Genomic DNA, 13,925 nt, shown 5'->3' with positions numbered 1-13,925 from the left:
GCCTCGTCTCAGGTCGGATCGGCTCCGTCTACGAAGGGTGATGGCCATGTCGCGCACCGGTCGGATTGTCGGTGTTTCGATCAGTGCGGCGGTGGTGCTCGGATCCTCGGTGGCCGCGCCGGTCGATGCCGCGACCGACAAGGACGCGCAGTCGGTGGTTTCGCTCTCGGTGGGGCCGGGTGTATCGGTCGAGGTGGTCGACAAGCGCGTGGTCAGCTTGATTTGCGCGCCGACGATCGGCGGGACCCATCCGAAAGCCAAGGAGGCCTGCCAGAATCTCGAGGCGGCCGACGGCAACATCCGCGAACTCGCGGATTTCACTGTGCCGCCGCTGTGTTCGCAGGATTTCGATCCCGTCGTCGCCACCATCGACGGTGTCTGGCGCGGGCAGCCGATCTCCGATCATGGCTTCTTTTCCAATTCGTGCGTGTTGCGCGCGACGACGGTGTCGGTATTCGACTTCTGACGTCGCGTCGACGATGACCGTTGGCCAGAAAGCTCTGGAAGCATTGCGATCACCGTGATGTAAATACGAGATTCCGTACCTCGCTGCTGACACTGTGCGAAGCAACGAGAGAGGTTTTGAGTAAGTGCATCAGATCGGACACGACGACCGGGCGCGGTGGCCCGGGCTCGGCAACGTCGTGCATGACCGCAGGCGGGCCGCCCGGCTGACGCTGGCCCAGCTGGCGGCGAAGACCGAATTGTCGCAGTCGTTTCTGAGCCAGCTGGAAAACGGGCGGACCAATACGAGTCTGCGCTCGTTGCAGCGCATAGCCGACGCGCTCAACACCACGGCGACGGAACTCCTGGCGGCGGCCGACAGCACGCCGGACTCGGTGATCGTCCGGGCGGGCGAGGGCGTGCTCGAACAGGGCGATCGGAACAACGACGGTTCGGTGCGCTCACTGGTGCACGGGCCGAGGAAGCTGCGCGCACTCGAGTTCACCGGCGGCACCGCACGCGACGAGCGTGAATTCAAGCATCAGAACGACGAATTGATCTACGTGGTCTCCGGGACCATCACGGTCGCCGCCAACGGCGAACAGGTGACGCTGTCCACCGGAGACTCCTTTTACTGCCCGTCGGGCGTGCGCCACCGCTGGTGGGCGCACGCCGACGACACCAGAACACTCTTGCTCGCCGTTGCCGACGGGCTGACGGTCCGCCGGGCACCCCACGGGCCACGACGAACCTGATCCCCACCCCACAATCCGGCGAAAGCACTGCACGACAACGCAAACGAGCCGCTCACCGAGCGAAGGTGAGCGGTTCGTCTGCTTTCTCGTTCGTTGGCTCGGCCCGTGTCAGGACCAACCGAATCGAGCACATCGACCGGAGGGAGGGAAGTTAATCCCGGCTTCATGCCGGGACCGCGACCTTGCGCGGACGTCCGCGCGGGCGCTTACGGGCGATGACGACCCCCTGTTCGAAGATCTCGCCACCCCAGACACCCCACGGCTCGCGCCGATCCATGGCCGCGGTCAAGCAGCCCCTGCGGATGGGGCAGCTGGCGCACAGCGCCTTGGCCTGCTCCAACTGGTTGGGGCTCTCGGCGAACCAGAGATCGGGATCTCCGGCTCGACAAGGCACGGACTTGTTGCCCTCCCGGGTCCGAGTGGTCGGCGCCACGGTTTCGCATGTCACGTCAGTAGTGGCCTGTGGCCATTCCTGGGCGGTGAACACGTCGTTCTCCTTCAGCTCGTTGCAGCGGTTCGTTGTGTTGTCCGCGAAACCGGGGCCGGCTGGCTGAAGGGCCGAAAAAGATTGGCCACGGTTTCGCTTCGTGCGAGCCGTGGCCAGGAGGTCTGGGAGGGAAGTTCCCTACCTAGGTATTCGACATCTCTGTCGAGTCCTGATCACGATCGCTTGGTGTGCGGGGCGGAGGCGCGTTGCCTGCAGATCCGCCGGCTCATAACCGGCTGCTGCGGCGACATTGACGTCTGCCGTTTCGACGACAGACGGGTGCCAGCCACCCGCACTGGGCTTGTCCAAAATGACGGTGCACATCGGGGCATGCGTGGGCGCGAGTTGCGCCTGCGTGCCGAAGACACCGATTTCGGACAGACCGATCCCCTGCAAGGCGAGGATCCCCCGGGAGGCCGACATGGGTGAATTCACCGCAACGCCGATCGCATTGAAGAATGTGATGTTCACGTCTGCCTCCCTCCTAACTCGTTGTGTCTGTTTGAACTCTGCGCGCCGGGATAGCCTCCCGGTGCGTAAAACCCACCATAGGCAAGTTCGCCGGGCGGTACAACCTATTTTCTACCTGCGGTTTTGGGGTCTTGCGCGCAGCCGCGAGGCAATGATCGCGAGCACGTCGGCGCCGTACTGTTCGAGCTTCTTCGCGCCGATGCCCGCGATCGCGGCCAGCGCGGCGTCGTCACCTGGGAGTTGTTCGGCGATCGCGGTCAACGTGGTGTCGGTGAACACCACGAACTCGCGCACCTGCAAGGCCTCCGCCTTCTCCGCGCGCCACTCCTGCAGCGCCGCCAGAAGTTCGGTATCGAGTTCCGCCGGGCAACGACGACAGCGGCCAAGCATAGTCGCATAGGTGCCGATGAGTGGCTTCGCACACACTCGGCAGGTCGGACGCATGCCTTTCGCCTCGACGACCGGCGTCGCGATCCTGGACGCGGGCGAATCGTCGGGGACGAGTCCGTTGAGAAACCGGGACCGGCGGCGGGTGCGGCGCTTGCCTTCGCCGCGCGCCAGCGCCCAGGACAGCTGCAGATGTTCGCGCGCCCTGGTGACGCCGACGTAGAGCAGCCGACGCTCCTCCTCCAGCTTCGCCTCGTCGCCGACCGAGCCGTCGTCGGCGAGCACGTGCGCGATCGGCAGTGTGCCGTCGGCCACGCCGACCAGGAAGACCGCGTCCCACTCCAGACCCTTGGCGGCATGCAACGAGGCGAGCGTGACGCCCTGCACGGTCGGTGGGTGCCGTGCCTCGGTGCGGGCGGCCAACTCGCGCAGCAGGCCGGGCAGGTCGAGCTGGTCGTCGTGGCTGACCAGCTCCTCGGTCAGGCTGACCAGCGCGACGAGCGAGGACCATTTCTCCCGTGCCTGCGCACCGGCGGGCTCTTCCGTGGTGAGGCCGACCGGCGCCAGCACCGCGCGGACCAGGGTGACCAGCGCGGCACCGCTGCGTGCCTCGGCGGGCAGGTCGTCGCGCGACGCGGCCTGCCGCAAGACCGAAACGGCCTGCCTGACCTCGGCCCGCGAGAAGAATCCCTCGCCGCCGCGCACCTGGTAGGCGATGCCGCGCTCGGTGAGCGCCTGCTCGTAGCTCTCGGACTGCGCGTTGATCCGGTAGAGCACGGCGATCTCGGCGGCGGGTGTGCCCGCGTCGATCAACCGTTTGATCGACTTCGCTACGGCGGCAGCCTCGGCCGGGCCGTCGTCGTATTCGGCGAAGACCGGCTCGGGCCCGTCCGGGCGCTGGCCGATGAGCTGCAGCCGAGTGCCTGCGATACGTCCGCGCGCCACGCCGATCACCCGGTTGGCCAGCGAGACCACCTGCGGGGTCGAGCGATAGTCGCGTTCCAGCCGGACCACGGTGGCGTCGGGGAAGCGGCGGGAGAAGTCGAGCAGATAGCCGGGGGTAGCGCCGGTGAACGAGTAGATCGTCTGGTTCGCGTCGCCGACCACGGTCAGGTCGTCGCGCTCGCCGAGCCAGGCGTCGAGCACGCGCTGCTGCAACGGGGTGACGTCCTGATACTCGTCGACCACGAAACTGCGATAGCGGCCACGGAATTCGTCGGCCACCGCCGGATAGTCCTCCAGCGCCGCCGCCGTGTGCAGCAACAGGTCGTCGAAGTCGAGCAGCAGACCGTCCGGCGTGGCCTTGAGCTTCTCGTACCCCGCGTACACCTCGGCCACCCGCAGCGCGTCGTACGGCGTCTCGCGGCGCTGCTTGGCCACCGCCGCCGGATAGTCCTCCGGCGCGATGAGCGAGGCCTTCGCCCATTCGATCTCGCTGAGCAGGTCGCGCACGCTGTCGGTGGCCGAGGAGAGCCCGGCCCGGTTCGCCGCCTGCGCGACGATCGGGAACTTGCCGTCGATCAGCCGCCACGGCACATCGCCGACGATCTGCGGCCAGAAGTATTTGAGCTGGCGCAGCGCGGCCGCGTGGAAGGTGCGCGCCTGCACCTGGTTCGCGTCGCCGCCGAGACCGAGCGCGCGCAGCCGATTGCGCAACTCCCCCGCCGCCCGCGCGGTGAAGGTGACCGCGAGCACCTGGTCTGCCTTCACGTGTCCCGCGGACACCAGATGCGCGATCCGATAGGTAATGGTCCTGGTCTTGCCGGTGCCCGCCCCCGCGAGTACGCACACCGGACCCCGTGGCGCGCGCACGGCGGCGGCCTGTTCGGGGTCGAGCGAATCCAGCGCGGGGCCGGTCGGTTGGTGCGTACTGGTTGACGACACGGCACCCATCATGACAGTGCCCGCCGACAACTCTCGCCGCGCGCGCAATACTGTCCCCTCGTGGCACACGACACGCCGTCGACCGACGCGCAACCGACCGACCAGCACGCGACCTGGATGGAGCTGTTCTTCGACCTCGTCGCGGTCGCGGGCATCGGTCAGCTCACCCACCTGCTGCATCGCGGCCCCACACTCGGCGACTTCGCCCTGTATGTCCTGCTCTACCTGGCCTTTTGGACGGTCTGGGCGTGCATCATGCTGTACGGCAACATCGCCCGCGATCACACCAGGATCTACCTGATGCTCGGGGCGATGCTCGGCCTCGGCGTGATGGCGGCGGCGGTCACCGGCATCCCGGACCGGCACGCGACCACGTTCGCGGCGGTCTACGTGCTGGTGCGCATGGTGGCCGCGCAGGTTTGGGGGCGCGGCAGGCTGATGGTCGACTGGCCGATCACCCAGCTGTCCATCGGCGTGCTGCCGTGGATCGTCTCGCTCTGGGTGCCCGAACCGTGGAAGTACTGGCTGTGGGCGCTCGGCCTCGCCCTGGATCTGTGGCTGATGTTCGCGCTGACCGGCGAACAGATGATGGCGGGCGCGCAGGAGGCGATCGACCGCCGGGTGCGCAACTCGCGCCGCTTCAAGGGTGTCGAGCCGCCGAAAGTCAAGGCGCTGCACACCAATCCGGCGCATCTCGGCGAGCGGCTCGGCCTGTACGTGATCATCGTGCTCGGCGAGGGCGTCATCGCGGTGATCGGCGCGGTGGGCGCGGTGACCTGGAATGTGCAGGTGCTCGCCCTCGGCTTCGGCGCGTTCGTGGTGCTGGCGAGCCTGTGGGCATTGACCCTGCTGTACGGCTTCGTGCCGCGCCTGATGACGGGTGAGGAGACGGACGCGTCGATACCGAGGCAACACGTCATGGCCATGCACTGCTGGGTCACCGGCGCGATCGCCACGATCACGGCCGGTCTCGGCCTGGCCGTCGAACACGCGAAGGGACACGTCTCCACCGGGATCGGCTGGTCGCTGGCCGGCGGCGCGGCGGCGTATTTCATCATCACCGGGCTCGGTGGCGCGCGCAGCGGGGCCGGCTGGCGCTGGGTGCTGACCTGGCCGCTGCCGTGTGCGGTGCTCGCGGTGGTGCTCGGCGCCTTCGGGCCGCGGATCGGGGCGCTCGGCCTGGTGTATGGGGTTGTGGCCCTGTGCCTTTGGGCGCTGCTGTGCCAGACGCGCGCCGCGGGCCAATGGGGCGCCGGGTCCGGTCCCGACCGGCCACGCCGGACGCCGTGGCCGCACCACGGCCTCGGGATCGACGAGATCTTATAGCCGCCGCAGGCTGCGTAGGTCGGTGGCGAACTGCCCGGTCCGCGCGCCGAGCGGGCCGAAGAACTCGCGATCGCAGGCCTCCACCGCGACCACCGCCCGATTCGCCAGTGCCACACCGGCTTCGGTGGGCACCAGCGACTTCGCCCGCCGATCGCTCGGGTGATCGCGCCGCTCGACCAGGCCCTTCTGTTCGAGCGCGCGCAACACCTGGGAGGTCATCATCGGGTCGGTGGCGGCCTGCGCGGCGAGGTCGCGTTGCATCACCGGGTCGCCGGTCACCGCGAGGTAGGTGAGCGAGGCGAGCAGCACGAACTGCACGTGGGTGAGGTCGAACGGCGCGAGCGCCGCGCGCTGTGCCGCCTGCCACCGATTGGTCACCTGCCAGAGCAACAAGCCAGGACTTTCGTCGGCCTGCTCGAACTCGGTGCGTAGCCCCTCATTCCTCATCGGCCTCCCTCACTCGCCGGTCATCGCTTTCGCGATCACCGCATGATCGTGTGCGGTGAGTTCTATCAGGCCGCGCCGCAAAACCATTCCCCAGTTCGGTGAGCTGGTCAGATCGAGCTCGTCGCGCAGCTCGTCGATCGCCACCTGCTCGGCCTCGGCTCGGTAGCTGACCGACCGGCGCCACGGCTGAAAGCAGCCGCCGTCCGGCAGTTCGACCGGGTCGGCCTGCCAAGCGGGGCGGTCGTCGATGGTGCCGATCGCGGTGAACGCGCGGACCGCGGCGCCGGAGCGCATGCCCTCGCGCGGCGAGTAGTAGATGAGGATGTCACCCGGCCGCATGCGTTCGACGGCCGCCCGCTTGCCATGATTGGCCTGCGCGATGCCGAGTTCGACGCCGCGCAGTACGTGTTCCTTGGACACCACGCCCAGCCAGTATTTGGTCATGCCCGCACCCCCTCGGCGGCGGCGATGAGCGCGTCGAGGTCGGTCCGCACCGATGTGGCGAGGTCGCCGCCCATCACCTTGGTCCACAGCCAGCGCAGCGGTCCGTCGATCGAGACGGTGACGCTGATCGTGGTGCGGCCGTCGGCCTCGGTGATCTGGTGGTCGAAGGCGAGCCGGGCGCCGATGAGCGCGGAGACGTCGACGAATTCGGTGTCGTTCAGCCGCTCGACGACGAAGGGCACCTTCGGTCCACCCTTCGGCTTCAACGTCCCCGTCGCGCCCTGGACGAACGGGCCGTCGAGACGAACCCATTCGGTGTCGTTGTTCCATTCCGGCCAGGTGGCCATGTCCGCCCACTTGGCGAAGAAGGCGGCGGCTGGTGCGGTCGAGCTGGCTTGCGCGGTGGCGATGATCGTCATGCGTTTAGCATGCGCGCTTACTAAAACCCACGCAAGAGGCAGCGGAAAAAGACTTGACTGGAACACCGGCGACCTGATCGGCGTTGCACAATCCGTGACTGACGCAACTCCCGACCTGACGATGTACTCGACCACCTGGTGCGGCTACTGCCGCAGGCTGAAGAAGCAGCTGGACGAGTCCGGTATCAGCTACATCGAGATCGACATCGAACAAGATCCGGCATCGGCCGAGTTCGTGGGCAGCGTCAACGGTGGCAACCATGTGGTGCCGACGGTGAAATTCGCGGACGGCTCGACCGCGACCAATCCGACCCTGGTTGCCGTCAAGCAGGCGCTGGCCGCACTGGCCTGATCACCAGATAGTTCCCAGACCTCCGCCGCGGGCTGACCGCCCGCAGCGGACTTTTCTGTGCTCAGTCGAGCGCGGCCCAGGATTCCATGATGGTGCGGGCGATGGAGATGGAACCCGGCAGCAACAGCCGCGCGCCCGCGCCCTGCGCCGACCAGTCACCGGCGTTCAGCGCCTCCCGCACCTCCGTGCGGCTGAACCAGTGCGCCTCGGCGATCTCACCATCGGAAAAGACCAGCGGCTGCGCCGGATCGCCGACCGCGGCGAACCCGAGCATCAGCGACCGGGGGAACGGCCACGGCTGGCTGCCCAGGTAGTTGATGTCGCGCACGTCGATGCCGACCTCTTCCTTGATCTCCCGCTCGACGCACCGCTCCAGCGACTCGCCCGTCTCGACGAACCCGGCGAGCAGCGAGAACAGCGTCTCCGGCCAGCTGTGCTGGCGCGCGAGCAGCACCCGGTCGCCGCCGTCGTGGATCAGGCAGATGACCGCGGGGTCGATCCGCGGGAACTCCTCGTAGCCGCTTTCGGTCACCCTCGACCAACCGGCCTTGCTCGACGTGGTCACCGTGCCGTCGGCGCTGTTGAATCCGGCCTTGTCGTGCCAGTTCAGCAGGGCGACCGCGGTGGAGAGCACCGCCGCGGTGAGATCGTCGACCGTTTTCGACATGCCCCGTAGGTCGGTCAGCGAGCCCTGCAGCTCCCGATCGCGCACGGCCCACAGGTGGGTGCCGCCGTCGATACCGAGGAACACCGCCTCGGGACTCGGCTCGGGCGCGAGGTCGATCGCCTTGTCCAGGATGAGCGCGCCGTCTTCGTATCTGACCTGGCCGCGGGCGTTCACCCGCAGCAGCTTGGCGTCGCGCCAACCCTCCTGGAGGGCCTGCGCGTCGGCCCGCGTCTCCTCGGCGCGATCGAGCACAGGACGGGACAGCAAGGGAACACCATTGAGCTGAAAGACCGGCACCCATCGAGACTATCGCGCCGTACGCCCGGCGCTCCTCGCGCGGCCTTACTTGGCCGCGCGCCGGATGTAGAGCAGCTTGTCCCCCGCCTCGAGCGAATCGACCTCCGGCTCGCCGACCCTGGCCAGCACACCGGCCCGCACCACACCGAGCACGATGTCACCCAGATGCCTTGGCGAGCCACCGATTTCGGTGGACTCCACCTCGCGCTCGGCGATCGCGAACCCCTCCTCCGGGGTGAGCAGGTCTTCCATCATCTCGACCACCGACGGCGTGGTCGTCGCGATGCCGAGCAACCGGCCCGCGGTCTCCGAGGAGACCACCACCGAGTCGGCACCGGACTGGCGGACCAGATGGGTGTTCTCCGCCTCGCGGATCGAGACCACGATCTTGGCGCTCTTGGTGAGCTCGCGGGCGGTGAGGGTGACCAGCACCGCGGTGTCGTCCCGGTTGGTCGCGACCACCACCGAGGACGCGTTCTGCACACCGGCCAGCCGCTGCACGTCGGATTGGGTCGCCGAACCGTGCACCGTCACCAGGCCCGCGTTGGCGGCCGCGTCCAGCGCGACGACATCGGTGTCCACCACCACGATGTCGGCGGGCTGCACGTTGTCGCCGAGCATGGCGTCGATCGCGGTACGACCCTTCGTGCCGTATCCGACGACCACGGTGTGATTGCGCACGCTGTGCCTCCATCGCTGAATCTTGAAAGCCTGCCGGGACCGTTCCGTCAGCACGCCGAGGGTGGTACCGACGAGAACGATGAGGAAGAGGATGCGCAGCGGGGTGATGATGACGATGTTCACCAGCCTGGCCTCGGCCGTCACCGGGGCGATATCGCCGTAACCGGTGGTGGACAGCGACACCGTCGCGTAATAGAGCGCGTCGAGGAAGCCGAGCGGGTCACCCGCGTTGTCGTGGTAGCCGTCGCGGCCGACGTACACCACCAGCGCCGCGGCGAACAGCAGCGCGACCGCGAACAGCACCCGGCGCGACAGTGAAATCCACGGGCTGCTCTGCACTTCCGGGATGCGCAGCACGCCGACCAGGGCGAAATGCGGGCGGTTCGACAGCCCGAGCGTGCGCGCTCGATCACCGAACACCGGACGCACCCGCCCTGATAGTCCTCGTGTCGGATGTCTCCGGCATTGCTTGTCCCGCCAGCACAGCACGGGAGCCTACCCGCTGCCCGCGATACCACCCGGTCTCGACGCGAACACCTAATAGATGTAAAGGTGCCCTCATGGCAGATAACGCGCACACACCCGTCCGCAACTCCGGGCGACGGCCCGCACTGGCCCTCGCCGCCTTGCTGTTCCCGATGGGGGTGCTGCATTTCGTTATGCCGAAGCCCTTCGACGCGATCGTGCCCAAGGCACTGCCCGGCGAGCCGAGGAACTACACCTACGCGTCCGGTGTCGCCGAGCTCGGCGTCGCCACCGCACTGGTAATCCCGCGGACCCGCAGCCTGGGCGGGCGGCTGGCGGCGCTGCTGTTCCTCGCGGTCCTGCCTGCGAACGTGCAGATGGCCGTTGACGCGCTCGGCAACAAGAAGACCTCGCAGGTGTTCAAGATCGGGACGGTGCTGCGGCTGCCGCTGCAGATCCCGCTGATCACCCAGGCGTTGAAGGTGAGCCGGTCGGCGCGGAATTCCTGATCAGCTCGGCCAGTTCGGCGGCCCCGGCCAGCTCGGCGGGGGCGATGGTGCGGCCGGTGCGCACGTAATGGAAAGCGGCGCCGATGCGTTCGAGCATCTCCTGCTCGGGTCTGCCCTCCCTGGACGCCATCAGCCTGGCCCAGGCCAGCCGATAGACGGCGAGCTGCATGGCGACCGCGGGCTCCTCGGCCGGGGTCGGCTCGGCGCCGGTCTTCCAGTCGACCACGATCCAGCCGCCGCCGGGCTCGGCGAACACCGCGTCCATCCGGCCGCGAATCACGGTGCCCGCCAAGGAGGTTTCGAACGGGACCTCCACGTCGATCGGGCTGCGGTTGGCCCACGAGGAATTCAGGAACGCGTCCTGCATGGCGGTCAGCTCGTCGTCGACACCCGCGTCGGCCGCGGCGCTGTCTGCCGCGCCGGGGAGTTCGTCGAGGCCGAGCAGGCGGGTGGAACCGAACCAACGCTGCACCCACGCGTGGAACGCGGTGCCGCGGCGGGCCAGCGGGCTCGGCGGAAACGGGAGCGGACGGCGCAGGCGGGCAGCGAGTTTCGTCGGGTCGGCGCGCATTTCCACCAGCGCGGTCGCGGCGATCTGGCCGGGCAGTTCGACCTCTTCGGCCGCGGCCTGCTCGGATTCGAATTCGGCGAGTAGGGCGTCGACGTCGGCGGCCCAGCCGTCCGGGTCGTCGGGGTCCGGTGTCGGGCCGAGCGGGTAGTCGTCGAGGAATTCCGCCGCGGCGAAGGCGATGTCCTCGTCGGAGAGGTGCTCGTGCATGGGGTCGGGCGGGATGACACTGAGGTGCGGGGGCTCGTCGGTGGCGGGATCTTCCATGGGATCCGGCGGAAGGGCATCGATGTCGTCCGGCGGTTCGAAGGGGTAGGGCTCGCTGAATTCGTCTGTCGCAAAGGCGGTTTCGTCGACGGGGACCTGGTCGAGCGCCGAACCGACGTCCGGATGTCCGGTGGCGACGTCTTTCGCGGAGTCTCGCGGTGCTGCGGGCTCGGCGCGGAGTTCGACCAGAGCGGCTCGCACCAGGGCGGCACCCTGTTCGATGGGGTCGCGGCGGTTGCCGAGCGGGTCGCGCGGCCATTCGGCGGTGGCGGGGTTGTCCGTGAACGGGTTCACCGCGTCGTGCTCCGGTGGGTCGTCCCAGCGCGCGATGTCGACGACGCCGTCGGCGGGACTGCCTGCGGATTCGCTGGCGTGCTTCAGCTCGAGCAGGAAGTCGGACGGGCCCTTGGGGGAGGTTCCGGTTTCGGCCCAGTGGTGCGACGAAACGAGCAGCACGCGTTCGGTTCTGGTGAGTGCGACGTAGAAGAGGCGGCGCTCCTCGTCGATGCGGCGGCGTTCCAGCGCCTCCTTGTGCGACTTGATGGCACGTTCGAGGTCGGCGCGGTCGTACAGGTCGGCCAGGTCGAGGACGGGGACGCCCTCGGCCGCGTCGTCCTGTTGGCGGTCGCCGCGCAATTTGGTCGGCAGTTCGGCGAGCGCGCCGAGCCAGGTGCCCGAGGCGGTGCCCGACGGGAACACGCCGCGCACCACATGTGGTACCGAGACGATCTCCCACTCGAGCCCCTTCGCCGCGTGCACGGTCAGCACCTGCACCCGGTCCTTGGCGACCTCGACTTCGCCTGGCTCCAAGCCGTTTTCGACCGACTCGGCGGCGGCGAGGAAGGACAGCAACCCGCTCAGCGCCGCACCGGAGTCGGCGGCGTACCCGGCGACCACTTCGGCGAAGGCGTCCAGATGCTCGCGCCCGGCACCGGTGCCCGACATGGCACGGCGGGCCTGCGTCTCCACGCCGACGCCGATGGTGCGCTCCACGTCGGCGACCAGCTCGGTCAGTAGCTGGCCGCTGCGTTCGCGTAGTGCGCCGAGCTCCTTGCTCAGCGCCTGGATACGGGCGAAGCCGGACTCCGAATACTGTTCGCGCGGACCAGGGTCGGCGATGGCGTCGGCCAAGCCCGCCTGCTCCGCGGGCTCCGGCGCCACCTCGCGCAAAGCCGCCGCCAGCGTGCTCCCGTCGGTGATCTCCGGTGCGTCACCGCTGGTGAAGCGGCTGATCGACAGGGTGCGCGCGCGGCGGGCCAGCGCCGCGATGTCGGCGACGCCGATGCGCCAGCGGGCGCCGGTGAGCACCCGCATCGCCGCGCTACCGGACCCGGGCTCGGCGATCAATCGCAGCGTGGCGACGATATCGGCGACCTCGGGTGTGGCGAGCAGGCCGCCGAGGCCGACGATCTCCACCGGCAACCCTTGCGCGCGTAGCGCTTCCGCGAGCGGGGACGCATCCGCGTTGCGCCGCACCAGCACCGCCGAAGTGGGTGGCGGCTCCCCCGCGGCACGGCGAGCCGCCCATTCCTCGGCGATCCGGATGGCCAGCCACTCGCGTTCCTCGGCAACGGTCTCGGTCAATGCCAGGGCGACCACGCCCTGTCCCGCATCGGGTTTCGCCCGCAAAGCGTCGACGGTCACGCCGCCGCCCTCGATGGCCTTGCGGCGCAACGGGTCCGCCACCAGATTCGCCAGCGCCAAGGCCTCGGGCGGATTGCGCCAACTGGTCAGCAGCGGCAACGTCGGCGCGGGAACGCCAGGTGCCATGGGAAAGTCGGTGGCAAAGCGCGGCAGGTTCGCGGCGGACGCACCGCGCCATCCGTAGATCGATTGCATCGGATCGCCGACCGCCGTGACGGCAAGGCGCTGTCGGCGCGATGACGCTTGCCCCGCAACGGCATTCGCGGGCTTGGCGGTGCGCTGCCTGCCGGACTCCTCGCTGATCGGCCTGACATACCGGGGCTCGAGTGCACGCGATCCGCCCGTGGCGTCCGCTGACGCTGATTCGGCTCCCGCCGGTTGCTCGGCTCCGGAGGCCGGATCGGCCTCCGGAGCACCACCGAACAGCGCGGCAAGCAGGACTCGCTGGGCGTGACCGGTGTCCTGGTATTCATCGAGGAGCACCAGCCGGAAGCGGGTGCGTTCAGCGGCGGCGACCTCGGGATGCTCGGCGGCGAGGCGGGCGGCCAGCGACATCTGAGCGCCGAAATCGAGTGCGCCGCGACGGCGTAACGCGTCGGCCAGCTGCTGGACCAGCGGCAGCAAGGCGATGCGTTCGCGCTGGACCTGGAGAATGCCGAGCAGGGTCTGGCTCGGCCCGCCGCGCTGGCGTGGGCCGGGCGGCAGGGTGTGCACCAGCTTTTCGAGGTCGGTGTGCGCCTCGGCCAGCTGTTCCGGCTCGACCAGATGCTCCGCGAGTTGTCCGGACAGGGCGAGGATCGCCTCGGTGACCGAGACCGGGGTGCGGTCGGTGTCCAGGTCGCCGTCCCAGGTCCGCACCACCTGGTGGGCGAGCTGCCAGAGCTGGGTCTGGGTGAGCAGCGTCGCAGAGGGTTCCACGGGCAGCAGCAGGCCGTGTTCGGTGAGCAGCCTGCCCGCGTACGAGTGATAGGTGCTGATCTCCGGCTCCGCGCCGGACAGCTGCGCCCGCAGCTGACCGGACGGGTCGAGCTCACGCAACAGCGGCGCGCCCGCCAGCCGGGCCAGCCGGGTCCGGATTCGAGCGGTCAACTGCTGCGCGGCTTTTCGGGTGAAGGTCAGCCCGAGCACCTCATCGGGCAGCACCAGGCGGTTGGCCACCATCCACACGACCCGGGCGGCCATCGTCTCGGTCTTGCCGGCGCCAGCGCCCGCGACGACCAGTGTCGGTCCGGGCGGCGCGGCGATCACCGCCGCCTGTTCGTCGGTGGGTGCCGGCAGACCGAGGGCCTCGGCCAGTTGATGCGGCGTTACCCGACCGCCGGTCACGGCTTCGCCTCATCGGCGTCGCACGCCGACGCTCCCGGGCCGCCGGGGCGCGCACGACGCCCGCGCCGGGTGGCACCGCGACGAC

At 68.9% G+C, this 13,925-nt stretch carries 14 protein-coding genes; 5 read left to right on the top strand and 9 right to left on the bottom strand.

Annotated elements, in window-relative coordinates; genetic code table 11:
* Positions 1–109 precede the first annotated feature (109 nt).
* Positions 110–466 carry an SSI family serine proteinase inhibitor gene (locus tag ACIA8C_RS03985; RefSeq protein WP_397130705.1) on the top strand — a complete coding sequence of 119 codons (357 nt, stop codon included), beginning with the start codon at positions 110–112 and terminating at the stop codon, positions 464–466.
* A 124-nt stretch (positions 467–590) separates the two neighbouring features.
* The gene (locus ACIA8C_RS03980; protein ID WP_397130704.1) at positions 591–1,199 is read left to right on the top strand and encodes a helix-turn-helix domain-containing protein; all 609 of its coding nucleotides are present in this window, start codon (positions 591–593) and stop codon (positions 1,197–1,199) included.
* Between the two features lie 163 nt (positions 1,200–1,362).
* Here the strand turns inward: ACIA8C_RS03980 and ACIA8C_RS03975 are convergent, their stop codons facing one another.
* The 3 genes from ACIA8C_RS03975 to ACIA8C_RS03965 form a co-directional block, all read right to left on the bottom strand.
* The gene (locus ACIA8C_RS03975; protein ID WP_397130703.1) at positions 1,363–1,686 is read right to left on the bottom strand and encodes a WhiB family transcriptional regulator; all 324 of its coding nucleotides are present in this window, start codon (positions 1,684–1,686) and stop codon (positions 1,363–1,365) included.
* Positions 1,687–1,824: 138 nt separating this feature from the next.
* Positions 1,825–2,157, bottom strand: coding sequence for a hypothetical protein (locus ACIA8C_RS03970; protein WP_397130702.1), 333 nt, complete (start codon positions 2,155–2,157; stop codon positions 1,825–1,827).
* A 111-nt stretch (positions 2,158–2,268) separates the two neighbouring features.
* On the bottom strand, positions 2,269–4,437 hold the full coding sequence (locus tag ACIA8C_RS03965) for an ATP-dependent DNA helicase UvrD2 (RefSeq protein WP_397130760.1): 2,169 nt from the start codon (positions 4,435–4,437) through the stop codon (positions 2,269–2,271).
* Between the two features lie 51 nt (positions 4,438–4,488).
* Between ACIA8C_RS03965 and ACIA8C_RS03960 the strand changes: the two genes are divergently transcribed.
* Positions 4,489–5,754 (top strand): low temperature requirement protein A, encoded by a 1,266-nt coding sequence (locus ACIA8C_RS03960; RefSeq protein WP_397130701.1) that lies wholly within the window; start codon positions 4,489–4,491, stop codon positions 5,752–5,754.
* Here the strand turns inward: ACIA8C_RS03960 and ACIA8C_RS03955 are convergent.
* The 3 genes from ACIA8C_RS03955 to ACIA8C_RS03945 are packed head-to-tail and all read right to left on the bottom strand — an operon-like array spanning position 5,749 to position 7,064.
* Positions 5,749–6,201: a MarR family winged helix-turn-helix transcriptional regulator gene (locus ACIA8C_RS03955; protein WP_397130700.1), complete on the bottom strand. Its 453-nt coding sequence runs from the start codon at positions 6,199–6,201 to the stop codon at positions 5,749–5,751. The genes ACIA8C_RS03960 and ACIA8C_RS03955 overlap by 6 nt on opposite strands.
* Before the next feature lie 9 nt (positions 6,202–6,210).
* Entirely contained in the window at positions 6,211–6,645 is a 435-nt protein-coding gene (locus ACIA8C_RS03950; RefSeq protein ID WP_397130699.1) for an EVE domain-containing protein, read from the bottom strand.
* A complete protein-coding gene (locus tag ACIA8C_RS03945; protein ID WP_397130698.1) occupies positions 6,642–7,064 on the bottom strand; it encodes an SRPBCC family protein in 423 nt (140 codons plus the stop codon). Before ACIA8C_RS03945 ends, ACIA8C_RS03950 begins: the two co-directional genes overlap by 4 nt.
* Before the next feature lie 121 nt (positions 7,065–7,185).
* Here ACIA8C_RS03945 and ACIA8C_RS03940 point away from each other — a divergent pair, with 121 nt between their 5' ends.
* A complete protein-coding gene (locus ACIA8C_RS03940; protein ID WP_150402880.1) occupies positions 7,186–7,416 on the top strand; it encodes a mycoredoxin in 231 nt (76 codons plus the stop codon).
* A 61-nt stretch (positions 7,417–7,477) separates the two neighbouring features.
* On the opposite strand, the gene nudC is transcribed toward ACIA8C_RS03940, so the two are convergent.
* Positions 7,478–8,380 carry an NAD(+) diphosphatase gene (nudC, locus tag ACIA8C_RS03935; RefSeq protein WP_397130697.1) on the bottom strand — a complete coding sequence of 301 codons (903 nt, stop codon included), beginning with the start codon at positions 8,378–8,380 and terminating at the stop codon, positions 7,478–7,480.
* A 45-nt stretch (positions 8,381–8,425) separates the two neighbouring features.
* Positions 8,426–9,481: a potassium channel family protein gene (locus ACIA8C_RS03930; protein ID WP_397130696.1), complete on the bottom strand. Its 1,056-nt coding sequence runs from the start codon at positions 9,479–9,481 to the stop codon at positions 8,426–8,428.
* Between the two features lie 140 nt (positions 9,482–9,621).
* Between ACIA8C_RS03930 and ACIA8C_RS03925 the strand changes: the two genes are divergently transcribed.
* A complete protein-coding gene (locus ACIA8C_RS03925) occupies positions 9,622–10,035 on the top strand; it encodes a hypothetical protein (RefSeq protein ID WP_397130695.1) in 414 nt (137 codons plus the stop codon).
* On the opposite strand, the gene ACIA8C_RS03920 is transcribed toward ACIA8C_RS03925, so the two are convergent.
* The gene (locus ACIA8C_RS03920; protein ID WP_397130694.1) at positions 9,992–13,840 is read right to left on the bottom strand and encodes a UvrD-helicase domain-containing protein; all 3,849 of its coding nucleotides are present in this window, start codon (positions 13,838–13,840) and stop codon (positions 9,992–9,994) included. The genes ACIA8C_RS03925 and ACIA8C_RS03920 overlap by 44 nt on opposite strands.
* Positions 13,841–13,925: the final 85 nt, after the last annotated feature.

Origin of the sequence: Nocardia sp. NPDC051321, from assembly GCF_044455225.1 — a bacterium.
GTDB lineage: Bacteria > Actinomycetota > Actinomycetes > Mycobacteriales > Mycobacteriaceae > Nocardia.
The sequence above is the reverse complement of the archived record's forward strand: the minus strand, read 5'-3'. Positions and strand labels throughout refer to the sequence as shown.